21 protein-coding genes and 1 pseudogene are annotated in these 25,192 nt (G+C 53.6%); 16 read left to right on the plus strand and 6 right to left on the minus strand.

Features of this window, described 5'->3' with window-relative positions:
- Positions 1 to 92: 92 nt before the first annotated feature.
- The 5 genes from C8275_RS11035 to hutH all read left to right on the plus strand — a co-directional run bounded on the left by C8275_RS11035 (position 93) and on the right by hutH (position 6,525).
- Positions 93 to 2,090, plus strand: coding sequence for a urocanate hydratase (locus C8275_RS11035; protein ID WP_022385862.1), 1,998 nt, complete (start codon positions 93 to 95; stop codon positions 2,088 to 2,090).
- A 122-nt stretch (positions 2,091 to 2,212) separates the two neighbouring features.
- Entirely contained in the window at positions 2,213 to 3,112 is a 900-nt protein-coding gene (gene ftcD / locus C8275_RS11040) for a glutamate formimidoyltransferase (protein ID WP_022385861.1), read from the plus strand.
- A gap of 3 nt (positions 3,113 to 3,115) precedes the next feature.
- Complete coding sequence (gene hutI, locus C8275_RS11045; RefSeq protein ID WP_106485140.1) at positions 3,116 to 4,360, plus strand: imidazolonepropionase; 1,245 nt, start codon at positions 3,116 to 3,118, stop codon at positions 4,358 to 4,360.
- 36 nt (positions 4,361 to 4,396) lie between these two features.
- Positions 4,397 to 5,026 carry a cyclodeaminase/cyclohydrolase family protein gene (locus tag C8275_RS11050; protein ID WP_106485141.1) on the plus strand — a complete coding sequence of 210 codons (630 nt, stop codon included), beginning with the start codon at positions 4,397 to 4,399 and terminating at the stop codon, positions 5,024 to 5,026.
- Positions 5,023 to 6,525 carry a histidine ammonia-lyase gene (hutH, locus tag C8275_RS11055; RefSeq protein WP_022385858.1) on the plus strand — a complete coding sequence of 501 codons (1,503 nt, stop codon included), beginning with the start codon at positions 5,023 to 5,025 and terminating at the stop codon, positions 6,523 to 6,525. Before C8275_RS11050 ends, hutH begins: the two co-directional genes overlap by 4 nt.
- An 85-nt stretch (positions 6,526 to 6,610) precedes the next feature.
- Here the strand turns inward: hutH and C8275_RS11060 are convergent, their stop codons facing one another.
- Entirely contained in the window at positions 6,611 to 7,156 is a 546-nt protein-coding gene (locus C8275_RS11060) for a 7-carboxy-7-deazaguanine synthase QueE (RefSeq protein WP_106485142.1), read from the minus strand.
- Positions 7,143 to 7,475, minus strand: coding sequence for a 6-carboxytetrahydropterin synthase QueD (queD, locus tag C8275_RS11065; protein WP_022385856.1), 333 nt, complete (start codon positions 7,473 to 7,475; stop codon positions 7,143 to 7,145). The genes C8275_RS11060 and queD overlap by 14 nt, the downstream gene beginning before the upstream one ends.
- Before the next feature lie 112 nt (positions 7,476 to 7,587).
- On the opposite strand from queD, the gene C8275_RS11070 reads away from it, so the two are divergent.
- The gene (locus C8275_RS11070; RefSeq protein ID WP_106484096.1) at positions 7,588 to 7,974 is read left to right on the plus strand and encodes a hypothetical protein; all 387 of its coding nucleotides are present in this window, start codon (positions 7,588 to 7,590) and stop codon (positions 7,972 to 7,974) included.
- Entirely contained in the window at positions 7,940 to 8,932 is a 993-nt protein-coding gene (locus C8275_RS11075; protein ID WP_199881879.1) for a transposase, read from the plus strand. The genes C8275_RS11070 and C8275_RS11075 overlap by 35 nt, the downstream gene beginning before the upstream one ends.
- 163 nt (positions 8,933 to 9,095) lie before the next feature.
- Here C8275_RS11075 and C8275_RS11080 read toward each other — a convergent pair whose 3' ends face one another.
- The gene (locus C8275_RS11080) at positions 9,096 to 10,436 is read right to left on the minus strand and encodes a TlpA disulfide reductase family protein (protein WP_106485143.1); all 1,341 of its coding nucleotides are present in this window, start codon (positions 10,434 to 10,436) and stop codon (positions 9,096 to 9,098) included.
- Positions 10,437 to 10,549: 113 nt separating this feature from the next.
- The gene (locus tag C8275_RS11085) at positions 10,550 to 12,220 is read right to left on the minus strand and encodes a formate--tetrahydrofolate ligase (protein WP_106485144.1); all 1,671 of its coding nucleotides are present in this window, start codon (positions 12,218 to 12,220) and stop codon (positions 10,550 to 10,552) included.
- 283 nt (positions 12,221 to 12,503) lie between these two features.
- Here C8275_RS11085 and C8275_RS11090 point away from each other — a divergent pair, with 283 nt between their 5' ends.
- From C8275_RS11090 to lpdA, 6 genes are all read left to right on the plus strand, one after another.
- The gene (locus C8275_RS11090; protein WP_106485145.1) at positions 12,504 to 13,487 is read left to right on the plus strand and encodes a lipoate--protein ligase; all 984 of its coding nucleotides are present in this window, start codon (positions 12,504 to 12,506) and stop codon (positions 13,485 to 13,487) included.
- Between the two features lie 20 nt (positions 13,488 to 13,507).
- Positions 13,508 to 14,605: a glycine cleavage system aminomethyltransferase GcvT gene (gene gcvT / locus C8275_RS11095; protein WP_106625818.1), complete on the plus strand. Its 1,098-nt coding sequence runs from the start codon at positions 13,508 to 13,510 to the stop codon at positions 14,603 to 14,605.
- A 39-nt stretch (positions 14,606 to 14,644) separates the two neighbouring features.
- Positions 14,645 to 15,025 (plus strand): glycine cleavage system protein GcvH, encoded by a 381-nt coding sequence (gene gcvH / locus C8275_RS11100; RefSeq protein WP_022385851.1) that lies wholly within the window; start codon positions 14,645 to 14,647, stop codon positions 15,023 to 15,025.
- 70 nt (positions 15,026 to 15,095) lie between these two features.
- Positions 15,096 to 16,418, plus strand: a complete 1,323-nt coding sequence (gene gcvPA, locus C8275_RS11105) for an aminomethyl-transferring glycine dehydrogenase subunit GcvPA (protein ID WP_022385850.1) — start codon at positions 15,096 to 15,098, stop codon at positions 16,416 to 16,418.
- A gap of 4 nt (positions 16,419 to 16,422) precedes the next feature.
- Positions 16,423 to 17,883, plus strand: a complete 1,461-nt coding sequence (gene gcvPB, locus C8275_RS11110) for an aminomethyl-transferring glycine dehydrogenase subunit GcvPB (RefSeq protein WP_106485146.1) — start codon at positions 16,423 to 16,425, stop codon at positions 17,881 to 17,883.
- A 15-nt stretch (positions 17,884 to 17,898) separates the two neighbouring features.
- A complete protein-coding gene (lpdA, locus tag C8275_RS11115) occupies positions 17,899 to 19,251 on the plus strand; it encodes a dihydrolipoyl dehydrogenase (protein WP_106485147.1) in 1,353 nt (450 codons plus the stop codon).
- 365 nt (positions 19,252 to 19,616) lie between these two features.
- Here lpdA and prmA read toward each other — a convergent pair whose 3' ends face one another.
- Complete coding sequence (prmA, locus tag C8275_RS11120) at positions 19,617 to 20,462, minus strand: 50S ribosomal protein L11 methyltransferase (RefSeq protein WP_022385847.1); 846 nt, start codon at positions 20,460 to 20,462, stop codon at positions 19,617 to 19,619.
- 163 nt (positions 20,463 to 20,625) lie between these two features.
- On the opposite strand from prmA, the gene C8275_RS11125 reads away from it, so the two are divergent.
- Positions 20,626 to 21,723, plus strand: a complete 1,098-nt coding sequence (locus C8275_RS11125; RefSeq protein ID WP_157948256.1) for a hypothetical protein — start codon at positions 20,626 to 20,628, stop codon at positions 21,721 to 21,723.
- Positions 21,724 to 21,782: 59 nt separating this feature from the next.
- On the plus strand, positions 21,783 to 23,342 hold the full coding sequence (locus C8275_RS11130) for an OmpP1/FadL family transporter (RefSeq protein ID WP_106485149.1): 1,560 nt from the start codon (positions 21,783 to 21,785) through the stop codon (positions 23,340 to 23,342).
- Positions 23,343 to 23,406: 64 nt separating this feature from the next.
- On the opposite strand, the gene tilS is transcribed toward C8275_RS11130, so the two are convergent.
- Complete coding sequence (tilS, locus tag C8275_RS11135; RefSeq protein WP_106625819.1) at positions 23,407 to 24,750, minus strand: tRNA lysidine(34) synthetase TilS; 1,344 nt, start codon at positions 24,748 to 24,750, stop codon at positions 23,407 to 23,409.
- Positions 24,751 to 24,901: 151 nt separating this feature from the next.
- Between tilS and C8275_RS14990 the strand changes: the two are divergent.
- A pseudogene (locus tag C8275_RS14990) lies at positions 24,902 to 25,133 on the plus strand (ferrous iron transport protein A); the annotation flags it as partial.
- Positions 25,134 to 25,192 lie beyond the last annotated feature (59 nt).

Genomic DNA, 25,192 nt, shown 5'->3' on the forward strand with positions numbered 1-25,192 from the left:
CATAAACGGTGAATTTATGTCCCTAAACATAGTTTTCGATAGCATAATGCTCAAATATTCTCCTTACCTTTGGGGACAAACATTTGAGCATTATGACTATTACACTACCTAACCATCTACCTGAGTATCCCACATTCGTGGAAGGCATACGTCGTGCTCCGGACAGAGGGTACCGCCTCACTCCCGCACAGACCGCCACAGCCTTGAAGAACGCACTTCGCTACATCCCTGAAGAACTGCACGAACAGCTCGCCCCCGAGTTCATGGACGAGCTGTTGACCCGCGGAAAAATCTACGGTTACCGTTTCCGTCCGCAAGGCGACCTCAAAGCCAAACCCATCGACGAATATAAAGGCAACTGCATCGAAGGCAAGGCTTTCCAGGTAATGATTGACAACAACCTGTGTTTCGACATCGCGCTCTATCCCTATGAACTGGTGACCTACGGCGAGACCGGACAAGTCTGCCAGAACTGGATGCAATACCGCCTCATCAAGCAATATCTGGAAATCATGACCAACGAGCAGACGCTCGTGGTGGAAAGCGGCCACCCGCTGGGCCTGTTCAAGTCGAAGCCCGAGGCACCGCGCGTCATCATCACCAACTCCATGATGGTCGGCATGTTTGACAACATCAAGGACTGGGAGATTGCCGCACAGATGGGTGTGGCAAACTACGGACAGATGACCGCCGGCGGATGGATGTACATCGGTCCGCAGGGCATTGTCCACGGGACCTTCAACACCCTGCTCAACGCCGGACGCATGAAGCTGGGCATTCCCCAGGACGGCAACCTCAACGGACACCTCTTCGTCTCTTCCGGACTGGGAGGCATGAGCGGCGCACAACCGAAAGCCGCCGTCATTGCCGGTGCTGCGGCTATCATTGCCGAAGTGGACGCTTCACGCATCGAGACCCGCTACAAGCAAGGGTGGGTGGAACATGTCACCGAAAGCATTCCCGAGGCATTCAGCCTGGCAGCCCAGGCGATGCTCGACCGTCGTCCCTGCTCCATCGCCTACCACGGCAACATCATCGACCTGCTGCAATATGCCGTCGACCACCATATCCACATCGAACTGCTGAGCGACCAGACTTCCTGCCACGCCGTCTATGAAGGCGGATACTGTCCGGCAGGCATCACCTTCGAGGAACGTACGCGCCTGCTGAAGGAAGACCGTGAACGTTTCGAAGTGATGGTCAACGAGTCTCTTCGCCGCCACTTCGGGCTCATCAAGGAGCTGGTGGCACGCGGCACCTACTTCTTCGACTACGGCAACTCCTTCATGAAAGCCATCTATGACGCCGGCGTACAGGAGATATCCAAGAACGGTGTCGACGAGAAAGACGGCTTCATCTGGCCTTCCTATGTGGAGGACATCATGGGACCCGAACTCTTTGACTACGGCTACGGTCCCTTCCGCTGGGTATGCCTGAGCGGAAAGCATGAAGACCTCATCAAGACCGACCATGCCGCCATGGAATGCATTCCCAAGGAAAGACGCGGACAGGACATGGACAACTGGATCTGGATTCGCGACGCCGAGAAGAACAACCTCGTGGTTGGCACACAGGCACGCATCCTCTACCAGGACGCCGTAGGACGTATGAACATCGCGTTGAAGTTCAACGAAATGGTGCGCCGCGGTGAGGTGGGTCCCATCATGCTGGGACGTGACCACCACGACGTGAGCGGTACCGACTCTCCCTTCCGCGAGACCTCGAACATCAAGGACGGCAGCAATGTCATGGCAGACATGGCCGTACAGTGCTTCGCCGGGAACTGTGCCCGCGGCATGAGCCTCGTCGCCCTGCACAACGGTGGCGGTGTCGGCATCGGCAAAGCCATCAACGGCGGCTTCGGCATGGTGTGCGACGGCAGTGAACGGGTAGACCGGATTCTGCGTTCGTCGATGCTGTGGGATGTCATGGGCGGTGTGGCACGCCGTTCGTGGGCACGCAATCCGCATGCCATGGAGACTTCGGCTGAGTTCAACACCTCGCATGCCGACGGCTACCACATCACCATGCCTCACCTGGCCGAGGATGCACTCATTGAAAAAACACTGAAAGACAAAGGAATTCTGTAATCCGTGATTTCAAATCTCTCTCAATTCTTCTTTAACCTTATAAATACCCACCGTGAGCCCAAAAGCTCCGGATAAAGAGACCTAAGAATACAGGAACTTAAGAACTTAAAACCTAAAATACCATGTGGACAAGAATTATGGAATGCGTGCCCAACTTCAGCGAAGGGCGCGACCTCGAAAAGATAGATAAGATTGTTTCTCCCTTCCGCGCCCGTCAAGGCGTGAAGCTGCTGGACTACAGCAACGACGAAGACCACAACCGCTTGGTGGTCACTGTCGTGGGTGAACCGGAAGCCCTGAAGGAGGCCGTCATCGAAGCCATCGGTGTCGCCGTGAAACTGATTGACCTGAACCATCACCAGGGTCAGCACCCCCGTATGGGAGCAGCCGACGTGGTACCCTTCATCCCCATCAAGGGATGTACCATGGACGAAGCCATCGCCCTGTCAAAGGAGGTAGGCGCCCGTGTGGCAGAAGCGTACAACCTGCCGGTGTTCCTCTATGAGAAATCGGCTTCAGCTCCCCACCGTGAGAACCTGGCAGCCATCCGCAAAGGTGAATTCGAAGGGATGGCAGAGAAGATACACCAACCCGAATGGAAGCCCGACTTCGGTCCTGCCGAACGTCACCCGACAGCCGGTACCGTTGCCATCGGCGCACGCATGCCGCTCGTTGCCTACAACATCAACCTCGACACCCCGAGTCTGGAAATCGCACACGGCATCGCCAAGAAGGTACGCTTCATCGGTGGCGGCCTGCGCTTCTGCAAAGCCATGGGCGTGGAACTGAAAGAGCGCGGCATCACCCAGGTATCCATGAACCTGACGGACTACAGCAAGACCGCCATCTACCGTGCGCACGAGATGGTGCGTTTCGAGGCACGTCGCTATGGAGTGAACATCGTGGGCAGTGAAATCATCGGACTCGTCCCCATGGAAGCCCTGATTGACACAGCCGCCTACTATCTGGGACTGGAGAACTTCTCCATGCAGCAAGTGCTCGAATCACGCATCATGGAATAAGCTATGAAGAATTCCAACCTCATCATTACCGGTGCACGCATTGTCACCCCGCTGGGACGGACTGCACGCAAGGGAAAGGACATGAACGAGCTCTTCGATGAATACGGAAGCATCGAAATCACCGAAGGGAAGATTACCTATGTCGGTCACGACCGTCCGCACCTCCCTGAGGGGTACCAGGTCATCCATGCAGACGGGAAAGTGGTGTTGCCCGGTTTTGTGGACTCACACACCCACCTCGTCTTCGGCGGATTCCGACCGGACGAATTCATCTGGCGCCTCAACGGAGATACCTACATGAGCATCCTCCAACGGGGCGGAGGTATCCTGAGCACGGTCAAGGCCACCCGTGAAGCGTCTCCCTCCTCACTACGCAACAAGACGGAGTGGTTCATCCATACGATGAGCCAGATGGGAGTCACCACCGTGGAAGGCAAGAGCGGGTACGGACTCGACCGCGACACCGAACTGAAACAGCTGGAAGTGATGCAGAGCATCAACTTCGACCCGATACGCAAGGTCGACATCGTGCCTACCTTCCTGGGAGCACATGCCGTCCCCACGGAATACAAGGGACGGGAAGACGACTACATCGACTTCCTCATCCGGGAGATGCTGCCCCTCATCAAGCAACGGATGCTCGCCGAGAACTGCGACATCTTCTGCGAGCGAGGTGTCTTCACCGTGGAACAGTCCCGCCGGTTGCTCCGTGCCGCACAGGAGATGGGCTTCGGTGTCAAGATACATGCCGACGAGATTGTGAGCTTCGGCGGCTCGGAACTGGCAGGAGAACTGCATGCCTTGAGTGCCGACCACCTGCTCCATGCGTCAGACGCCGGCATCCGTGCCCTGGCAGACAACGATGTGGTGGCAACCTTGCTGCCCCTCACTGCCTTCACCCTGCGCGAACCCTATGCACGCGGACGGGAAATGATTGACAGCGGATGCGCCGTGGCACTCGCCACCGACCTCAATCCGGGCAGCTGTTGTTCCGGCTCCATCCCCCTGACGTTCGCCCTCGCCTGCATCTACATGCATCTCACCGTGGCAGAAGCCATCACGGCAATGACACTCAACGGTGCAGCAGCCGTCAACCGTGCCGACACCATCGGCAGCATTGAGGTGGGCAAGCAGGGAGACCTCGTCATGCTCGATGCCGACACCCCCAACGTCATGCCCTACTACACCGGCATGAACGCGGTGGAACGAACCATCAAGGGGGGACGCGTCGTCTCCCACAGAGAATGATTACGATTGATTCATACCCAACAACCTAATACCATTATGTTAGCAGAACTTACACTAAAAGCTTTCATTGATAAAGTCATCAGCAACGATCCCGTACCCGGCGGAGGCAGTGTCTCGGCGCTCAACGGTGCACTGGCAGCTTCGCTTGCCGCCATGGTGGCCAACCTGACCGTCGGACGGAAGAAATACGTCGAAGTGAACGACCTCATGCAGGAACTTGCCGGACGCCTGGAAAAGACAGCCGGCAAACTGCTCGCCGATGTCGACCGTGACTCAGACGCCTACAACCGGGTGTTTGCCGCCTTCAAACTGCCCAAAGAGACGGATGAAGAAAAGGCTGCACGCAGCGAGGCCATCCAACGCGAGACAAAATACGCCGCAGAGGTGCCGATGGAAGTGGCACGTGCCGTCCATGACATCCTGCCGCAAATAGCCACCGTAGCACAACGGGGCAACTCCAATGCCGTAACCGACGCATGTGTGGCAATGATGTGTGCCCGCACGGCTGTGCTGGGAGCATTGCTCAACGTGAAAATCAACCTGTCGTCCATCAAGGACGAAGCCTACGTAAAGGCCATGAGCGAAGAAGCTGCACGCTTGGAAATCGACACGATGGAGCAGGAACGCAACCTACTGTTATACGCCAAAGAACAACACGGATTATGAAACACAAGAACGTCTACCTGATAGGGTCGGAAGACCTCACCTTCGAAATCATCGAACGGATTATCAACGAGAACCTCAAACTGGAACTTGCTCCCGAAGCCAAGGAACGCATCGAACGGTGCCGCGACTACCTGGACCGGAAAATCGAGCAGTCGGAACAACCGCTCTATGGCATCACCACCGGCTTCGGCTCCCTCTGCAACCGCAACATCTCCCCGGACGAACTGAGTACACTCCAGGAGAATCTGGTAAAGAGCCATGCCTGCAGTGTGGGTGCGGAAATGCCCCACGTCATCGTCAAACTGATGTTCCTGCTGAAAGCCCATGCACTCTCATTGGGACACAGCGGCGTGCAGCTCATCACCGTACAACGCATCATCGACTTCTTCAACAACGACGTCCTCCCCATCGTCTACGACCGTGGCTCCCTGGGTGCATCGGGCGACCTCGCTCCACTGGCCAACCTCTTCCTGCCGCTCATCGGCGTGGGTGACGTCTATTACAAGGGGAAACGTTGCGAAGCCATCAGCGTGCTCGACGAATTCGGTTGGGAACCGGTGAAGCTGAAGAGCAAAGAAGGACTGGCACTGCTCAACGGCACCCAGTTCATGAGCGCCAACGGTGTGTTTGCCATCCTTAAGGCACGCCGCCTGATGCAACGCGCAGACCTCATTGCGGCCGTGTCGCTCGAAGCGTTCGACGGACGCATCGACCCCTTCATGGACTGCATCCAACAGATGCGTCCGCATCAGGGACAGATTGAGACAGGTGCTGCCTTCCGCCGCATCCTTGAAGGAAGCGAACTGATCAAGCAGCCCAAGGCACATGTGCAAGACCCGTACTCCTTCCGCTGCATCCCGCAAGTGCACGGGGCAACGAAGGATGCCGTCCGCTATGTATCGTCTGTCCTGCTCACTGAAATCAACTCGGTCACAGACAATCCCACCATCTTCCCCGATGAGGACCTGATTATCTCCGGTGGTAACTTCCACGGACAACCTCTGGCCCTGGCATACGACTACCTTGCCATTGCATTGGCAGAGCTGGGCAATATCTCCGAACGTCGTGTCGCCCAACTCATCATGGGGCTGCGCGGACTGCCGGAATTTCTGGTTGCCAATCCGGGACTCAACTCGGGCTTCATGATCCCGCAATATGCTGCCGCCTCCATGGTCAGCCAGAACAAGATGTATTGCTATGCCGCCAGCAGCGACTCCATCGTGTCGAGCAACGGACAGGAAGACCATGTCAGCATGGGTGCCAATGCCGCCACGAAACTTTACAAGATCATGGACAACCTCGACCACATCCTTGCCATCGAGCTGATGAACGCCGCCCAAGGTCTGGAGTTCCGACGTCCGCTGAAAAGCTCACCTGTCATCGAACGTTTCATCGACGAATACCGCAAGGAGGTCCCCTTCATCAAAGAAGACATTGTCATGTACAAGGAAATCCACAAGACAGTGGCCTTCCTGAAACGTTACAAGATGGAACACTAGGCAAATTTTCCCATTGATACCTATGAGCAACCCCGCGCATGCCATTCCCTCCAGGAAGATGGATGTGCGGGGTTTCGCATGTATATCACTGCACCCCGATGAGCTTGTGCAGCTGCAGGCTGAGACGCCAATGAGGATGCTCCAGGATGTAAGACAAGGTCTCCGGAATGTTTGCCCCGGAACAGGGTTGAAGAAAGTAGTGAGAGGCTTTGCCGGTAAAATAGCGTTCCACATCTTGTCCGATATAGACAACCTTGATTTCATCGCATGCCTGCAAGACGACCTCCGCCCCTTCTTTGGGAGAACAAGTCACCCAGTCAATCCCCTCCGGCAAGGGACGGGTTCCGTTGATCTCAATGCTGACATGAAAACCTTCGGCATGAAGACGGTCGACAAACGCCTGGTCAATCCACAAGGAGGGTTCCCCACCGGTCAGGATGACCCGGCGCGAAGGAAAGGCAGACAGGCGCCCCATGATTTCGTCATCAGTCATCCAGACCCCGTCTTCGTGACGGGTATCACAAAAACTACAATGAAGATTGCAACCGCTGAAACGGAGGAACACAGAGGGCGTACCGGCATGGTAACCTTCCCCCTGGATGCTGTAGAAAATCTCGTTAATCTTTCTCATAAACAGCCACATTCCCTTCCGACTCGCGGACTTCGACCTTGAAACAATGCTCCACATGCTCGCAAACCCAACGAGCGATATTCTCAGCTGTCGGGTTGAAAGGCAACACATCGTTGAGATGCTTGTGGTCGAGCCGGTCGTGAATCTGCTGCTTGATATGAGAGAAGTCTACCACCATACCGTCGGCGTTCAACACTTCGGAACGACAATAGACGGTAATAATCCAATTGTGGCCGTGAAGATTTTCACACTTGCTGCGGTATGACAGACGCAGTGCATGGGAAGCGGACACTTCCATCCGCTTGATAACAGTGTACATGTTCGTTAGTGATTAAAGTGAGTAATAAGATGCCTGTCGCCTAATGTCGGAGCAGTAGAAAATCAGTGGGGATTAGTTTTCCAATATCCAGAGGAATTCCGACCTTTGCCTTATGGAAAAGAATCAATTGGAAGTGCTTGCGCGTATCGTGCTGCCTTCAGAAATACTGGATCATTTTGAGATAGCAGGTGTGCAACAGAGTCGGACAGAGATTCATATTTATCTCGACGAGTTAATGAATGCGGGATTGTCATCAGATGCCAATTTTGCATCCAAAGGCTTCATGGAGGCTGTGAATGTGACCGATTTCCCGATACGCGACCATAAGGTCATACTGGTCATACGCCGTCGCAGGTGGACCGACCTGCGTACAGGCAAGAGTTTCAGCCTTCCAATCAGCCTTGACATAGCCTGCAAAGGAACCCGTTACTCCAAGGAGTTCGGGGCTTTTTTAAAAGAAACGTATGGAGACATCCCCTGTGACCTGCCGTACGCTTGAAACATTCTACCACATAAATGCACATACCTTTGAGAAACAGTACAAGGAAACGCTAAGCGGCTTCCACGACTGGGACCAGCTCGACCATGCCGATTCATGGCTGTTGTTTCCCGAAAACATAGGTCGACATCTTGCCATAGACGAGTCTTCCCTGTCCAATGGGGAGCTGTATACGTTTGTCACCAACCGTGACCGGCATACAGGTGAAGGAAGTCTGGTGGCGGTCGTTTCCGGCACGAAATCGGAAGACGTGATACAGGTGCTGAAGTTGATAGACGAGGAAGAACGCATGAAAGTGGAGGAAGTGACCCTTGACCTTTCCGATTCAATGCGCAAGATTGTTTCTGTCGCATTTCCGAAGGCTCAAAGAGTGATTGACCGTTTCCACATCCAGAAACTGGCTTGTGATGCCGTGCAGGAAATCCGTGTGGCGCACCGTTGGGACGCCTTGCAGCAAAGCAATGAAGAAATGGAAGAGTGCAAACAAACCGGCAAGCCCTATGTGCCGTTCCGCTTTTCCAATGGAGACACGCGTCCGGAATTGCTCATCAGAAGCCGTTACCTTCTGTTCAAATCAGCAGACAAATGGACGGAAAGACAAAAGGAAAGGGCTAAAATCCTCTTCGAGGAGTATCCTGACATCAAAATGGCTTATGGTCTGTCCCACTCATTAAGAATGATATTCTCAAAGAACACCATCAAAGATGCAGCGCGGTTGAGCATGGCCAAATGGTACAACAAAGTCGATGATTCAAGAATGAAGCAGTTCAATGTCATTGCCTCGACATTCTATGAGCATTATGACGAAATCCTGAACTTCTACAACAAACGCTCATCAAATGCGGCAGCCGAATCATTCAACGCCAAAATCAAACTTTTCAGGGCGAATCTGCATGGAGTCGTAGACAAAAAATTCTTCCTCTTCAGAATTGCAAAGCTGTATGGTTATCCCCACTGATTTTCTACTGCTCCCTAATGTCACCTCAGCAACGGCAGCGCAAAGATAGAAGTTTCATGCCGGACAGCCAATCTTATGACACGAAAAAAGTGTGCCGACGATTGCCTGTCAATGCGTCAACACACTTTTCTATCAGAAAAATCCTCTTCAGGATATTATCTCATCATTTAGCCAACAGCTCATCAAACAGCTTGGATATGGAAGGCTCAGAAGGACGCGGAGCGTCTGCCTTCACAATCTTGCCTTCGCGATCCAACAAAATGAAACGGGGGATTCCGGTAATCATGAACTTATCCATGAAGTCGTCCTTAGGTCCCATAAAGAGCTGGATGCCCTTCATGTCTCCGTCCTTCACCATCTTTTCCCAAGCAGCCTTGTTACTGTCGCATGACAGACTGACAAAAGCAATGTCCTTCCCGGCATACGCTTCTTCCAGCTTCTTCAGGTGGGGCAGCTCGCCACGGCAAGGACCACACCATGTAGCCCATACGTCAATATACACATACTTGCCTTTCAGGTCAGCCAATGAGACAGACTTCCCGTTGATATCCGGACAGGTAAAGGTCGGAGAAGGTTGCCCCGCCTTGACTGCTTCCCATTGGGTGCAGGTCTCGTCGAAACGTTTGGTCAGAGCAGGATCCTTCACATTCTTATGGTAGAAATCAATCAATGCTTCAGCCCCGTCAACACCGGACCTTGACACCTTATCATAGATGTAGGCATCAGTCACATGTTCCAATACCTTCGGATCCTTCACATGAGCTGTCAGGTAATCCATGAACTGTTGGTCCATATCCCCATTTCCCATACGCAGTACATTGGCATACACCGCGTTGGTAATGAACTCACGGTATTCAGGATAGCTCATCAACGAAGCATCAATAGGCGAAAGCTCCTGCAACTTGGCATAGTATGTATCTGAAGGAGTAAAGTCGGCGACATTATTCAGATACTTGTAGTAGTTCTGATACAGCGGGAGCAAGGCGTAGGAGGCATATTTCAGACGTTCCTGTTCCTGCCGGGTGAAGTTTTCCGGCAATTGTGCCTTGTTCAGTGCATCCATATTCGCCTGATAGACACTGTCCACACTGTGAAGGAATGCATCTTCTGCACGCTTGGCAGCAGTAAAGCTCATCTTGGCAAACTGAGTCGTATTCAAATAGCGGTTCACGGCAGCATTGTCACCGGCAAAATCAACATTCTTGTAAAAGGTCTCTCCATCGAAAGACACCTGCAAGTCCTTATCCGGTTCGAGGAACAGCGTACGCGAAGAGCGCCCGTATTTCATCTGTACATACTGAGGATTGAAACCGTTGACCTCAATCACTCCTTCCCCATTGGTCAACGCAACGGTTTTCTCCGTCCCGTCAGCATTCCAGGTCAAGGTCAGCTTAGCGCCTTCCACCGGATTGGTTACCTTAAATGTGTACTTTCCGGCCTGTGCCGAAACAGCCACCGCAAACAAACAAGCCGCACCGGCCCATTTTCTTACATTCTTGTTCATATTCGTACCTTTAACGGATTATATACTCTTGTTTCACTGACGCAAAGGTAAAACAATCATTGACAAATTATCAATAAAGCTCTGCATTCTTTCAGGTATTAAGCATTATTTAGTTAAGACAACCCTTCAATCTCTCCGTTTACGATGTCAATATGTAAAGCTTGCGGTTCCTTGGGCAACCCGGGCATGCGCAGAATCTCTCCGGCAATTACTACCAGCATCTCCGCTCCTCGGTTGAACACAATGTCCTGCACGTGAAACTCAAAGTTGTCCACGGCACCGTAGATTTTCGGATCGGTAGAGAACGAATATTGTGTCTTGGCTATGCAAATCGGGAAATGAGCGAGACCTAATTCAGCAACCTTCTTCAGCTTCTTCCGGGCCGTTCCACTGTAAGTAATCATGCTGGCGCCGTACAGTCCGCAAGCGACCTTCGAAATCTTGTCCTCAACACTGTCTTCATTTTCATACGCATAACGCAATGGGCGGGAAGGATTCTCTTCAATAGTCTTCACCACCAGCCGTGCCAGCTCCATGGCTCCTTCTCCCCCTTCGGCAAAAGCATTGTTCACCGCAAATCCTACTCCCAGCTTCTGCTCGCAATGTCTGCGCACATAGTCAATCTCTTCCTCCGTATCGTTGGCATATTTATTGAATGCAACCACGACAGTCTGCCCGAAGGCATGCAGGTTACGTATGTGCTTGTCCAGGTTGGCAAGTCCGGCCTTGATGCCCTCCAGGCTGGGTTCCTTAATCCTATCCAGGCTGATGCCTCCATGCATCTTCAATCCCTGTGCGGTCGCCACAATCACTGTCAGCTTAGGCTGAAGACCTGCCTTGCGACACTTGATGTCATAGAACTTTTCAGCACCCAGATCGGCCCCGAAACCAGCTTCCGTAATGGCATACTCACCGTAGGTCAATGCCATCTTGGTTGCCAGGACCGAATTGCAACCATGAGCGATATTTGCAAAAGGACCTCCATGTACAAACGCCGGTGTATGCTCGGTCGTCTGAACCAGATTGGGTTGCAAGGCATCCCGCAGCAAGACGGTAATTGCCCCTGCCACTCCCAGGTCCTTCACCGTAAAAGGCTTACCATCCAAGGTGATTCCCAACAGGATATTTTCGACACGGCGGCGCAAGTCCTCCAGGTCCGTAGCCAGACACAGGATGGCCATAATCTCCGAAGCGGCAGTAATGTCAAAGCCGGATTCCTGCGTAATGCCATTCGTCTTCGGTCCCAGTCCTGTCACAATGTAACGCAGCGAACGGTCATTCACATCCAGGACCCTTTTCCAAAGTACTTCTTTCAATCCAAAACCATTATCCTGATTCTGATAAAGATAGTTATCCAGCAAAGCCGAAATCATGTTATGCGCCGAGGTGATTGCATGAAAGTCACCGGTAAAGTGCAGATTGATCTTCTCCATCGGCAGTACCTGTGCGTAACCGCCTCCGGCAGCTCCGCCTTTCATTCCAAAACAAGGACCCAGCGAAGGTTCACGCAAGGCGACGATTGCCCGCTTCCCGATCCGGTTCAGTCCCAATGCCAGGCCAATGGAAACGGTCGTCTTTCCAATACCGGCTTTGGTCGGTGTAATGGCTGTGACCAGAATCAGATGATGCTGCTTCACCTTCTCTTCATCTATCGCTGCCGTCGATACCTTGGCGATATGACGTCCATAGTGTTCCACCAGGTCTACAGGCATTCCGTTTTCCCGAGCGACCTCCTTGATTTTCCGAAGCTCAATACTGCGAGCTATTTCAATGTCCGACTTCATGTTTTTCTCTTAAGTTTTTGGTTTAGGCCGCGAATTTACCGAAAAAATGGATTTCCCCAAGCCAAGAAGTATTTTTTCAGCTTTCCTCCATCCGGTAGCCATGCCCAAAAGCCACGCAACAAGGAGGTCATTGGTGACAATAACGGGGGACACCTGTCATTTTGTATATAAGAAAGGTGTAATTCATAAACTATCTTAAGCCTGTCCCAAACAATTTGCTAGAAACATAGCATGTATCAAAAAATAATATCTATATTTGAAGCGTAAAATCAATGAATGACCTATGAAATATATCAGTCTGCCTCACAATATCACCCACCGCCTTCCTTTCTATCTGGCGATGGAGGAGTTTGTTGCCCGCAATCTGGATGAAGACGAATGCTTCTTCATGTGGCAAGTTGCTCCGACTGTGATTTTTGGCAGGAATCAACTTATTGAAAATGAAGTAAACCTTGACTATTGCCGCACCCACGGGATCCAGACCTATCGTCGGAAGAGCGGCGGAGGTTGTGTGTACGCGGACCCGGACAACATCATGTTCTCTTACGTGGCAAGAGCACAGAATGTCAACTTCACATTCGACCGTTATCTCCGTCTGGTGGCATTCGTACTACGTAAACTGGGCATACCGGCTGAAGCATCGGGCAGAAACGACATCCTGATAAACGGAAGAAAAGTTTCGGGAAATGCATTCTACCACCTGCCCGGGAAAAGCATCGTGCACGGGACCATGTTGTTCAATACCGATATGGAACACCTGGTACGGGCCATCACCCCTTCCAACAAGAAGCTGATCAGCAAGGGGGTCGAGTCTGCCCGACAACGGGTAACCAACCTTTCCGAACATACCGACATCGGTATTGAAGAGTTCAAGCAGTTTGTCCGTGAGCAGCTGTGCGAAAGCACCATCCAACTGTCTGAAGACGATGTCGCCATCATCAAGCAAATCGAAGCGGAATATCTCACCGATGAATTCATCTATGGCAACAATCCACGCTATACCCTTGTCAAACGGGGCAAAACACCCGCTGCCGGAGAACTGGAAATACGCATGGAAATCAAGAATGGCATCGTGAAAAAGATCAACCTGCTGGGAGATTACTTCCTGACAGGAGACTTGGACAACGGACTGCTGAAACCACTGACCGGACTTCCCTATAAGGAAGAGGACTTCCGGCATGCACTGGAGTCTGTCAATGTCGGCAGCATCGTGTTGAACCTGGACACTGAACAGCTGTTGAACATCCTTTTCAAAGAAGACAAATAAACATCAAAAATATGCATACCATGGAAACTAATTTGAAAAGAACGTGCTTGTATGACAAGCACATCGCACTGGGGGCTCAGATGAGTCCGTTCGGAGGCTTTGACATGCCCATCCAATATACTTCCATCATTGAAGAGCATAATGCCGTTCGCCATGCCTGTGGCATCTTCGATGTATCACACATGGGGGAAGTGCTCATCAGCGGTCCTGAAGCCGAACGACTCGTGGGACACTTGTTCACGAACGACGTACGGGAGATGCCGGTTGGCAAGGTGCTCTATGGCATGATGCTCTACCCCAACGGCGGTGTCGTGGACGATTTGCTGGTCTACAAAAAGGGAGCTGAGGAATTCTTTCTGGTCATCAATGCAGCCAACATCGATAAGGACTTCGCATGGATGCAGGAAAACAGCAAGGGCTTTGATGCCAAAGTAGAGAACCTCTCAGACAACTATGCGGAAGTGGCCGTACAGGGACCACAGGCTGAAGCACTCATCGAAAAGCATCTGCACATCACCGTATCCGACCTGGAATTCTATACCTTCAAGGAACTGGATATTGACGGACACCACGTCATTGTCAGCCGCACAGGCTACACTGGAGAAGACGGCTTCGAAATCTACAGCGACGACGCCTATATAAATAAGGTATGGGATATCCTTGTAGGCTCCAAGGAAGTGGCACCCTGCGGCCTGGGCTGCCGGGACACCTTGCGCTTCGAGGTAGCGCTTCCCCTCTACGGGCATGAACTGAGTCCGGAGATTACGCCCATCGAAGCCGGATTAGGCTCGTTTGTCAAAATGGACAAGCCGGAATTCATCGGCAAAGAGGCAATTGCTCACCAAAAGGAGCATGGCATTGCACAGAAGGTGGTAGGCATCGAACTGCACGAGAAAGCAGTTCCGCGCAATGGATACGACATTGAAATCGATGGAGTACGCATCGGCTACGTGACGACCGGCTACCAATCCATCTCCACCGGGAAAAGCGTCTGCATGGCACTCATCGACAGCCAGTATGCCGCCTTGGGCACTGAAGTGGACGTCCGCATCCGCAAAAAGGTCTTCAAAGGGACCGTCTGCAAGAAACGCTTCTATCAGAAGAACTACAAGAAATAATAATCCTTTTTCCAATATTAATCTTAAAAACACAACAAAATGAGCAAAGTTATTGAAGGTCTGTATTACTCAGAATCACATGAATGGGTCAAAGTGGAAGGCAACTTTGGTTATATAGGTATCACCGACTATGCACAAAATGCCTTGGGCAACATTGTCTATGTGGATATGCCCGATGTAGACGACGAGATTGAAAAGGACTCTGAATTTGGAGCCGTGGAAAGCGTCAAGGCTGCCAGCGACCTCATCGCCCCTGTCAGCGGTAAAGTGGTTGAGGTGAATGAAAGCCTGAACGACGAACCGGAACTGCTCAACAAAGATGCGTTCGAGAACTGGATCGTCAAGGTCGAACTGTCCGACACAGCCGAACTGGATGCCCTGATGGATGCCAAAGCCTACGAAGACATCTGCAAAGAATAAGTAATTAACCGGACACACAGGCAGGAACAGACCCGTCCGCGCCTGTGTGCCCCTCAAAACCTGTTATACCATGAACTATAAATACTTTCCACATACGGAGGCCGACATCTGCCACATGCTGGAGCGCATCGGGATACAGTCATTGGACGAATTGTATGCCGATGTCCCCGAGAGCGTGATTTTGAAAAAGGATTATGACCTGCCGTCCTCCCTTTCAGAGACTGAAATCAGAACCTTCTTCCAACAATTGGGGAAGAAGAACCAACAACTGACCATCTTTGCCGGCGCCGGCGCTTACGACCATTATGCCCCCTCGGTCATCGCACAGCTTCTGTCGCGCTCGGAGTTCTTCACCGCCTACACCCCCTATCAGCCTGAAATCTCCCAGGGCACCCTGCAATATATCTTCGAGTTCCAGAGCATGATTTCCGAACTGACCGGACTGGAATGCACCAATGCCTCCATGTACGACGGAACGACGGCTACTGCCGAAGCCATGTTCATGGCAATAGCTGCCGGAAAGAAGAAGAACCGTATCCTGATTTCATCAACCGTACAGCCCAACACGCTCGAAGTGGTCAGCACTTACGCCAAATTCCGCGGCATTGAACTGGAACAAATCCAAGCTACTGACGGCGTAACCGACAAGGCAGACATGGAACGGAAACTCGAAGCAGGCGATGTGGCAGGCGTCATCGTCAGCTATCCCAACAAGTATGGCATCATCGAAGACTTCAGCGGATATGCGGACGCCATCCATGCAAAGAAAGGACTGTTCATCATACAGGCCGACCCGTCAGCACTTGCCGTCTTGAAATCTCCGGCAGAATGGGGAGCAGACATTGCCTGCGGCGACGGACAGTCACTGGGCATGCCGCTCAACTACGGCGGTCCTTACGTCGGATACCTGTCGTGCGTGAAAGACCTCGTACGCAAACTCCCCGGACGTATTGCCGGAGCAACCACCGACGTGGACGGCAAACGCGCTTTTGTCCTCACCCTTCAGGCACGTGAGCAACACATCCGTCGGGAAAAGGCCAACAGCAACATCTGCTCCAACCAGTCATTGATGGCTCTGTATGTCACCATCTACATGGCACTCATGGGCAAACAGGGACTGCGCGAAGTCAACGAACTGTCCTACAGCGGTGCCCACTATCTCCACGACCAGCTCCTTGCCACCGGTAAGTTTGAAGAACTGTTCAAGCAGCCGTTCCTGAAGGAATTTACGCTGCGTTCACTGGTTCCGGCAGAGACCGTACAGCAGAAGTTGCTGGAGCAAGGCATCTTCGGCGGAATCGAAGTCGACAAAGACTGCCTTTCCTTCTGTGTCACAGAGAAACGTACGAAAGAAGAGATTGATAAACTAGTTGCCATCATAAAGGAGATATAAAGCTATGAAATATTACGATAAACTGATATTCGAACTCTCCAAGGAGGGACGTAAGGGCTATACTCTCCCGGAGAACCGCTTGAAAGAATACACGCTCGCTTCCCTGCCGGAAGGACTCAAACGGCAGCAGGCACCCGAACTCCCTGAAGTCAGCGAGTTTGACGTGGTCCGCCACTATACCAACATATCCAACAAGAACTTCGGTGTCGACACCGGCTTCTATCCGTTGGGCAGCTGTACGATGAAGTACAATCCGAAAATCAACGAGGAGATGGCCGGCCAGCCGGCTTTTGCCAACCTGCATCCGCTCCAGCCTGCCGCAACCGCACAGGGGGCACTGGAAGTCTATTACAACCTGGCACATGCCCTGGCAGAGATTTCCGGATTGGCTGAATTTACCCTCAACCCTTATGCCGGCGCCCATGGCGAGCTGACGGGACTGATGGTCATGCGCCAATACCATCTCAAAAGGGGCGATCTGAAACGTACCAAAGTCATTGTACCCGACAGTGCCCACGGCACGAACCCCGCAAGTGCCGCCGTCTGCGGACTGAATGTCGTGGAGGTGAAATCCAAACCTGACGGACGCATCGACGTCGAACACCTCAAACCGCTGCTCGACGACACCATCGCCGGCATCATGATGACCAACCCCAACACCCTGGGACTGTTCGAAAGCGATATCCTTGAAATCGCCGAACTGGTGCATGCCTGTGGCGGACTCCTCTACTACGACGGTGCCAACCTGAACCCCTTGCTGGGCAAATGCCGTCCGGGCGACATGGGCTTTGACATCATGCACATCAACCTGCACAAGACCTTCTCTACCCCTCATGGCGGTGGCGGTCCCGGCGCAGGACCTGTCGGTGTAGCCAAGGCGCTGGTAGACTACCTCCCCAGCCCACGGGTATGCAAGGCAGATGACGGCACGTTCTATCTGAGCCACCCGGCTGACTCGTTGGGACGCGTCTCCGGCTTCATCGGCAACTTCGGCGTCATGATGCGCGCCTACACCTACATCCTGTCCCTGGGTAAGGAATACATCAAGTATGTCGGTCCGCTGGCAACCCTGAACGCCAACTACATCAAGGAGTCACTGAAGGACTGCTACTACCTCCCCATCGAAGGCATCTGCAAACACGAGTTCGTGTTCGACGGCCTGCTGGACAAATCGACGGGCGTCACGACGCTCGATGTCGCCAAGCGGCTGCTCGACTATGGCTACCATGCACCGACCATCTACTTCCCGCTCCTGTTCCACCAGTCCATCATGATTGAACCGACGGAAACGGAATCACTGGAAACACTCGACGAGTTCATCGACGTGATGCGCAAGGTCGCACGCGAAGCCATCGAATGTCCGGAGGAAGTGAAGACTGCGCCCCACCACACCCCGGTACGCCGGTTGGACGAGACCAATGCTGCCAAACACCCCATCTTGCGTTACCGCGACCTGGCTCAATAACCCCACACCCTGCCTATGATTACAAGTGACATATTGATTATCGGTGCCGGCCCGGGAGGATATGAGACTGCCGTAGCCGCCGCCAAGAAAGGAAAGACCGTCACCATCGTCGAAGCTGCCAAGGTCGGCGGCACCTGCCTGAACGAAGGCTGCATCCCGACCAAGGCACTTTGCCGGAACGCGGCTGTCATGGATGACCTGAAGGATGCAGAGACCTTCGGCATCATGCAATGCTCCTACACCCTCGATTTCAACCGGGTCATGGAGCGCAAGAACCAGGTGGTGTGCTGCCTGCAGACCGGTGTGGAGACGCTCCTGAAGCACAAGAACATCCACTTGGTCTACGGAAAGGCAAGCTTCCAGGATGCACATACCGTCAAGGTCGGCGAGGAGCTGTATCAGGCCGGACACATCATCATCGCGACAGGCTCCGTCACCAAGTACCTCCCCATCGAAGGGCTCCACCTTCCCGGTGTCCTGACTTCGAAGGAGATGCTTGACATCGACCATGTCCCGCAACGACTGTGTGTCATCGGTGCCGGAGTCATCGGACTGGAGTTCGCCTCTATCTTCAACAGCTTCGGAAGCCAGGTCACCGTCGTGGAATTCATGAAAGAGATTCTCCCCAACTTCGATACCGACATTGCCAAACGCCTGAAGCAGTCCCTCTCCAGGAAGGGGATTGAAATCATCAACCAGGCTGGCGTCAAGTCGGTGGAGCAACGGGAAGGGGGCGTACTGGCCGTCAACTACGAGGTGAAAGGGAACATCAAGACCTGTGAAGCCGACACTGTCCTGCTGGCTGTAGGACGTGCCGCCAACGTCGGTGCACTCAACCTGGAGGACGTCGGTATCGCTTTCACGCCCAAGGGGATTGAAGTGAATGAGAACATGCAGACGAACGTGCCTCATATCTATGCCATCGGCGATGTCAACGGACGCTGCATGCTGGCTCATGCAGCCACCTTCCAGGGGATGCGTGCGTTGAACCACATCCTCGGAGAAGCGGACGACATCCGTCTCGACATCGTCCCGGCAGCCGTCTTCACTTCCCCCGAAGCCGCCATGGTCGGACTGACGGAAGAGCAGTGCAAGGCGCAAGGCATCGCTTTCACGGCAAAGAAAGCCTTCTTCCGCGCCAACGGCAAAGCCGTCAGCATGAATGAACCCGACGGACTTTGCAAACTGCTTGCCGATGCCGAAGGGCACATCCTGGGATGCCACCTCTTCGGAGCACACGCGGCAGACCTGGTGCAGGAAGTCTGCGCCCTGATGAACCGCCGGGCTACGGTCGATGACCTGAAGGCCATCATCCACGCCCACCCCACCCTGGGAGAAGTGGTTCAGACCGCGGCACATGAATTTTGACCTAATGCCGGGAGGCTAACAGCCCACCCGGACTGATAAAAGCACAGAGACACGAAGATTCAGGAATCGCATCGGAGCATTACCGAACAGATTCCCGGTCTTCGTGTCTCTGTGTTTTTATTTTTTGCGGAAAGTACCTGAAGCGGAAGAAGACCACGGCAGGAGCAAGCTCCCTCCCCGGCATGTATGCGATAAGCCCCGGGGATAGACAGACCAAAGTATTATACTTAGCCTGCCTAAGTATTATACTTAGACCCCCTAAGTATTATACTTTGGTCCGTATAAGCCCGGCATGTACCGCACTCCTCCCCTGTCTTCAGGTGACTCTCCCCGGGCACATGCCCCGTATGCGCCGTGCCGTCAGCTTACTTCATGCACAGCTTCACGGCAGCCCAGTTGTGCTTCTCCTTGCAATGGACAAACTCCATCCCCAACCGCTCGCCTTCCGCACGGATAGCGGGAACGTCCTCCACGTAGAATCCGCTCATGAAAATGAGGGAACCCGGATGCATGCACGCCGCATAGCGCTCCATGTCAGCCAACAGGATGTTGCGGTTGATATTGGCGATAATGACGTCGAACGGGGCGCGTCCCTCCAGCAACGAGGCATCCCCCAGTTCGACCGTAATGCCCTCCACGTGATTCAGCGCGATGTTGTCGCGGGAGTTGTTCACGCACCAGTCGTCTATATCTATTGCCGTCAGCGGACCGGCCCCCCGCTTGGCAGCAAGGATGGCAAGGATGGATGTGCCGCATCCCATGTCCAGTACCGACTTGCCCTTCAGGTCCGTGTCGAGCAGCTCCTCGAGAATCAGGCTGGTCGTCTCATGATGTCCGGTCCCGAAGGCCATCTGCGGATTGATGACGATGTCGTATTCTGCCGACGGTACATCCTGATGGAAGGTGCTGTGGATGACACAGCGGTCACCGATGACGATGGGACGGAAGAAATGCTTCTCCCACTCCTCGTTCCAGTTCTTGTCTTCCATTTCCTTTACCTCGTAACGGATGGATGCCCCCTCGACCGGGAACGAAGACAGGACGTCCTTCAGTGCATCCTCATCGAAGAGTGAAGCCTGGACGTAGGCCTGAACACCGCCGTCAATGTCAACAAAACTCTCAAATCCTATCTCGCCGCAAAGTGCCGAAAGCACGTCGTTGACGGTCTCCGTGCAAGGATGGGTATGGAAGGTCACTTCTAGATATTTCATAGCTGTCAAATAATAGTTAATGGGTTAAACGGGAGCAAAGATACGAACGATAGGGGGAAATCCCTACGAACAATTAGGGAAAATCCCCCGTCCGATTGTCCAAAGCTTTTTATCTTTGCATCAGAAAAAACAGGACCATTAATAAAGAAAGGAGACTGACGCTATGAAAAAGATTGGATGGCTTATTTGGATAATGGCGCTGCTGCCATGCCTGGCGATGGCGCAAAGCCCCGGCGACGACGTCTACTTTGTGCCCAAGAAGCAGAAGGATGACAAGAAAACCGAAAAGGTGACGGCCAAGTCGGCAGGTGACGTACTGAACGCCACCCAGAAGAAGGGCAACGGCGTGGGTACGGTTGTCGTCCGTGACTACACCGGACGCACACGCGACATCGACGAATACAACCGACGTGAATATGTAACAGGAAAAAATGACTTCTCCATCCAGGACGACACCCTCTACATTGACGAGCGTGCCGACAGTGACCTGCCGGGCGGATGGGTCGGCGAGTTCCAGGGCTCGCAGGATGACTATGAATACGCGGTACGCCTGATACGCTTCCGCAATCCGGCTTATGCCATTCCGGTGAGTAGCCCGCTCTATTGGGACGTGGTCTATGGGACGGCACTCTTCCCGTCGTGGGACTGGAATGTCTACGACGACGGGCTGTATGCCTACGTCTTCCCGACCTTCTCCAACCCGCTGTGGTGGAACTGGCGCTATGACCCCTGGCCCTCATGGAGATACAGTTACTGGTACGGTCCCCGTTATGCATGGGGAGGATATTGGGGCGGTCCGTACTGGGGATGGCATCATCCGCGTCCGCACTTCCATCCGTCGTATGCCCCTGCACGTCCCTCGTTGACCGTGCGACGCAATCCCAACTACATCTCCGGCTCTTACCGTCCGCGTAACACGGTGCGTCCGTCAAGAAACGGTTACGGGAACTATACGCGTCCGAACATCAACCAACGGCCCTCGGCCACGGGACGGGTGGTACGTCCCACACGTCCGAATGTGAACAACGACGGTGTGCGCGGCAACTCCACCTACACGCGCCCGAACGTCAACCGTCCGCGGAGCATGGACTATGACCGTCCGAGCAGCACCCGCACACGCAACGTGGACCGTGAACGCCCGACGCGCATGGAGCGTCCGTCCATCCAACGCAGCAACTTCGAGCGCCGCTCCACCCCTGCCAACCGTCCGGCAAGACGACCGAGCGTAGGTGGCGGAGGCGGTTCGAGAGGACGCCGATAAAACGACAGTGTGTGTGAATGTATTGTTTAAATGAATCAACTAACCTAGGAGTATTCTCTATGAAAAGTATCTATAAACTCTCTCTACTGGCCTGCCTGGGAGGTCTGTCGCTGACGACACAGGCGCAGACTTCCTACAACGCCGGTCTGCTGATGGAAAACCAACTGAACGGTACTGCCCGCTTCATGGGCATGGGCGGTGCCATGAGCGCCCTGGGGGCAGACCTGTCGACCCTTGCGACAAACCCGGCAGGTATCGGACTGTACCGGAGCAACGACGTCGCCTTCTCATTGGGCTGGTTCCAACCGACGGCAAAGGCTGAATTCAACGGAGAAAGTACCGACACGAAGCACTCGAAGTTCTCCTTTGACCAGATAGGCTTCGTCTATTCCAGCAAGGTGGGAAACCGCACTGCCATCCGTTTCCTGAATTTCGGCTTCAACTACCGGAAGGTGAAGAACTTCAATTCCGACTTCGACATGATAGGTCCCATGCCCAGCGGCGACTCCTATTCACATAACATCAGAGCCAACCTGCAGGCGGCAGGGAACACGCCGGAGGACTTCGACAACGTGTTGAACAGCAACAATCCGTTGGCAGACACCAATTACAGCTGGCTCAGCATCCTGGCGGGTGAGACGGGCTACGTCTCCCCGGGGGCGGACAACAAGGACTTTGACACATGGGGTGCCGACTACATCGGCTTCCACAGTGAGAACAGGGGCGGCATCAATGCCTATGACTTCAACCTGGCACTGAACATCAAGGACCGCGTATACCTGGGAGTTACCCTGGGCGTCTACGACCTCGACTTCGACCGCTACTCCTACTACTACGAAAGGCTGTTCAGTGACAAGCTGCCGGACGAAAGTCCGCTGATGACCCTGGAGAACCAATACAGCCTGGAAGGCTCAGGCTTTGACATCAAGTTGGGACTCATCTTCCGTCCGATGGAATATTCGCCCCTGCGTATCGGCCTCGCCGTACATACCCCCATCTGGTATAACCTGAGCCAGTGCTATGCGGCAGCCATGGGCATGCAAGACTATCAGGGGCAGGACTGGAACAGCAGCACCGGTTTCACCGACTGGTATGACTACAGCCTGCGCACCCCGTGGAAGTTCAACCTCAGCGCCGCCTACACTTTCGGTCAGAACGTCGCGCTTGATGCGGAATATGAATACGCCGACTACAGCAAGGCGAAGTTCACCGACCCGAACGGCTATGACCTGGACTACTCCAACCAGCTGGTATCCGAGGACCTGAAGGGAGTCCACTCCTTCCGCATTGGCGTAGAGGGACGCATCTTTGACGACATCAGCCTGCGCGCCGGCTATGGTTATACCAGTGCCCTGTACAAAGAGCTTGCCTACAAGTACGATGCTCCGACAGCCATCGAGACGGACATCGACTATATGAACAACTACGATGCCCACAGCCTGAGCCTCGGCTTGGGACTCCGCTTCGGAGGGTTCTATGCAGACATGGCATACGTCTATACGCACCAGAAAGCCGACTTCTATCCCTATTCGAACATGATATTCGAGCAGGCTGACCCGCTGACGAAAGTCACGCACGCCGACAACCGTGCCGTGTTCACCTTGGGCTACCGCTTTTGAGTAAGCGCAAAGCATCTGAACAGAGACGCCGCAGAACCATCCAGCTCTGCGGCGTCTCTGTTTGTCAGACTCCTTCATAATGCAGCCTTAATATCTTCCGTGTATGCTCGTCCACCCGGAAACGGTTGTCGATACGTTCCCCCACGACCCAGGCGACACGGTCTCCGTCCCATAAGAGCCACTGACGTTCCTTGCGGTTCAGCGGGAACTTGCGGTCCGTCATGTAGTCGCTCAGGAGCTTCTTCCCCTTCATCCCGAAAGGTATGAACCAGTCCCCACGGGCGACACGGCGCAGGGTCAACGGGAACGTCAGCTTGTCGGCATCCAGACAGGCAAACTCCCTTCCACGGGGTATGTCGACGTCCGCTCCTCCGGGTATCATGCTCCAAGACACCCGTCCCATCCCGTCAGGCAACGGGACACTCCCTTCAGCCGAAGCTATCTCCAGGCATCCCCACTCCCCTTCCGTCAGTGGATAAAGCAACCAACAGTCCCTATCCACCACGACCTCGTGGGTGAGCGAGCGGAACCGGCGTCCCGGAACCGACGTTGCCGAAGCGTAAATGGCTTCCAGTTGTGCCGGGCGGAATCCGTAAGGCGACAGCAATTCATAGAGCAGGCTCTTGGGTGCCTCACTGGCGCATAAGGCTGCCTGCCGGATGCGTATGCCCCCATCGGGCAGTCGCTCAGCCACTCGTTGCTGTTCCTCCGCCATTACCTTATTATATAGGACTGCCACATCTGCCAGCCGTTCCGCGGTAGCAGCCAGTCCTTCGCGCACCGAGGGGTTGAGCTGTTCCATCAGCGGAAGGAGGTGGAGCCGTATCTTGTTGCGCGTAAAGTCGTCGTGCAGATTGGTGCTGTCGGTCACATAGTCCTGTCCCCTCTCCTGCAAATAGCGTTCAATCTCCCGACGGGAGACTGCCAACAGCGGACGCACGACATGACCGTTGCGCGGACGAATCCCCTTCAGTCCGTTGATGCCCGTACCGCGAATCAGATTAAGCAACAAAGTCTCCACACTGTCATCCCGGTGATGTGCCACCGCAATCTCCCCGGCTCCACACTCCCGGCGAATGCGTTCAAAAGCCTCATAACGCAATTCCCGTGCAGCCATTTCGATGGAAAGCTTATGCTCCCGCGCGTACGCTTCAGTCTGAAAATGTTCAACAGACAACGGCACAAGAAGGCGTTCACACAAATCACGCACAAACGCTTCATCCCGGTCGGACTCCGCCCCTCGCAAATGGAAATTGCAATGCACCGCATGCAAGGCATACCCCAGTTCCCGGAGCACACAGAGCAGCGCCACCGAATCAGCCCCGCCACTCAATGCCACAATTACCGGCACATCAGCCGCTAACAGACGGCCGGCAGCAATATAGTCAGCTATTCTTTTCGTAAACATGCTGCAAAAATAGTCAAATCCAGGCAGGATGGCAGCGTCTCCGGGACAAAGCGATGGGACGAGCACGGCTTATTTAAAAACATTCTAAATAAGTTTGCAGTCTGATGAGAATAAAATATCTTTGCAGGCACAAACTTACAAACACACTTATATGCGACTATCAGAACTCAACACCGGAGAAAAGGGAGTCATCGTAAAGGTGCTTGGACACGGAGGTTTCCGCAAACGAATCGTGGAAATGGGCTTTATCAAAGGCAACACCGTGGAAGTCATCCTGAATGCTCCCTTGAAGGACCCCATCAAATATCGCATTCTTGGCTATGAGATTTCCTTGAGACGCCAGGAGGCATCCATGATTGAAATCGTCAGCGAAGAAGAAGCCAAACAACTCATCCATACCGAATATAAGGAAGGCATCGCCGAGGAAATCCCCATCGAACAG

The sequence above is a fragment of the Bacteroides sp. Marseille-P3684 genome (assembly GCF_900291465.1).
In the GTDB taxonomy this organism is placed as follows: Bacteria; Bacteroidota; Bacteroidia; order Bacteroidales; family Bacteroidaceae; genus Phocaeicola_A.

What these genes read in the sequence shown, in the direction of transcription:
- C8275_RS11035 (WP_022385862.1), top strand. Translation starts at nt 93, where the DNA reads ATGACTATTACACTACCTAACCATCTACCTGAGTATCCCACATTCGTG.
- ftcD (WP_022385861.1), top strand. Translation starts at nt 2,213, where the DNA reads ATGTGGACAAGAATTATGGAATGCGTGCCCAACTTCAGCGAAGGGCGC.
- hutI (WP_106485140.1), top strand. Translation starts at nt 3,116, where the DNA reads ATGAAGAATTCCAACCTCATCATTACCGGTGCACGCATTGTCACCCCG.
- C8275_RS11050 (WP_106485141.1), top strand. Translation starts at nt 4,397, where the DNA reads ATGTTAGCAGAACTTACACTAAAAGCTTTCATTGATAAAGTCATCAGC.
- hutH (WP_022385858.1), top strand. Translation starts at nt 5,023, where the DNA reads ATGAAACACAAGAACGTCTACCTGATAGGGTCGGAAGACCTCACCTTC.
- C8275_RS11060 (WP_106485142.1), bottom strand. Translation starts at nt 7,156, where the DNA reads ATGAGAAAGATTAACGAGATTTTCTACAGCATCCAGGGGGAAGGTTAC.
- queD (WP_022385856.1), bottom strand. Translation starts at nt 7,475, where the DNA reads ATGTACACTGTTATCAAGCGGATGGAAGTGTCCGCTTCCCATGCACTG.
- C8275_RS11070 (WP_106484096.1), top strand. Translation starts at nt 7,588, where the DNA reads ATGGAAAAGAATCAATTGGAAGTGCTTGCGCGTATCGTGCTGCCTTCA.
- C8275_RS11075 (WP_199881879.1), top strand. Translation starts at nt 7,940, where the DNA reads ATGGAGACATCCCCTGTGACCTGCCGTACGCTTGAAACATTCTACCAC.
- C8275_RS11080 (WP_106485143.1), bottom strand. Translation starts at nt 10,436, where the DNA reads ATGAACAAGAATGTAAGAAAATGGGCCGGTGCGGCTTGTTTGTTTGCG.
- C8275_RS11085 (WP_106485144.1), bottom strand. Translation starts at nt 12,220, where the DNA reads ATGAAGTCGGACATTGAAATAGCTCGCAGTATTGAGCTTCGGAAAATC.
- C8275_RS11090 (WP_106485145.1), top strand. Translation starts at nt 12,504, where the DNA reads ATGAAATATATCAGTCTGCCTCACAATATCACCCACCGCCTTCCTTTC.
- gcvT (WP_106625818.1), top strand. Translation starts at nt 13,508, where the DNA reads ATGGAAACTAATTTGAAAAGAACGTGCTTGTATGACAAGCACATCGCA.
- gcvH (WP_022385851.1), top strand. Translation starts at nt 14,645, where the DNA reads ATGAGCAAAGTTATTGAAGGTCTGTATTACTCAGAATCACATGAATGG.
- gcvPA (WP_022385850.1), top strand. Translation starts at nt 15,096, where the DNA reads ATGAACTATAAATACTTTCCACATACGGAGGCCGACATCTGCCACATG.
- gcvPB (WP_106485146.1), top strand. Translation starts at nt 16,423, where the DNA reads ATGAAATATTACGATAAACTGATATTCGAACTCTCCAAGGAGGGACGT.
- lpdA (WP_106485147.1), top strand. Translation starts at nt 17,899, where the DNA reads ATGATTACAAGTGACATATTGATTATCGGTGCCGGCCCGGGAGGATAT.
- prmA (WP_022385847.1), bottom strand. Translation starts at nt 20,462, where the DNA reads ATGAAATATCTAGAAGTGACCTTCCATACCCATCCTTGCACGGAGACC.
- C8275_RS11125 (WP_157948256.1), top strand. Translation starts at nt 20,626, where the DNA reads ATGAAAAAGATTGGATGGCTTATTTGGATAATGGCGCTGCTGCCATGC.
- C8275_RS11130 (WP_106485149.1), top strand. Translation starts at nt 21,783, where the DNA reads ATGAAAAGTATCTATAAACTCTCTCTACTGGCCTGCCTGGGAGGTCTG.
- tilS (WP_106625819.1), bottom strand. Translation starts at nt 24,750, where the DNA reads ATGTTTACGAAAAGAATAGCTGACTATATTGCTGCCGGCCGTCTGTTA.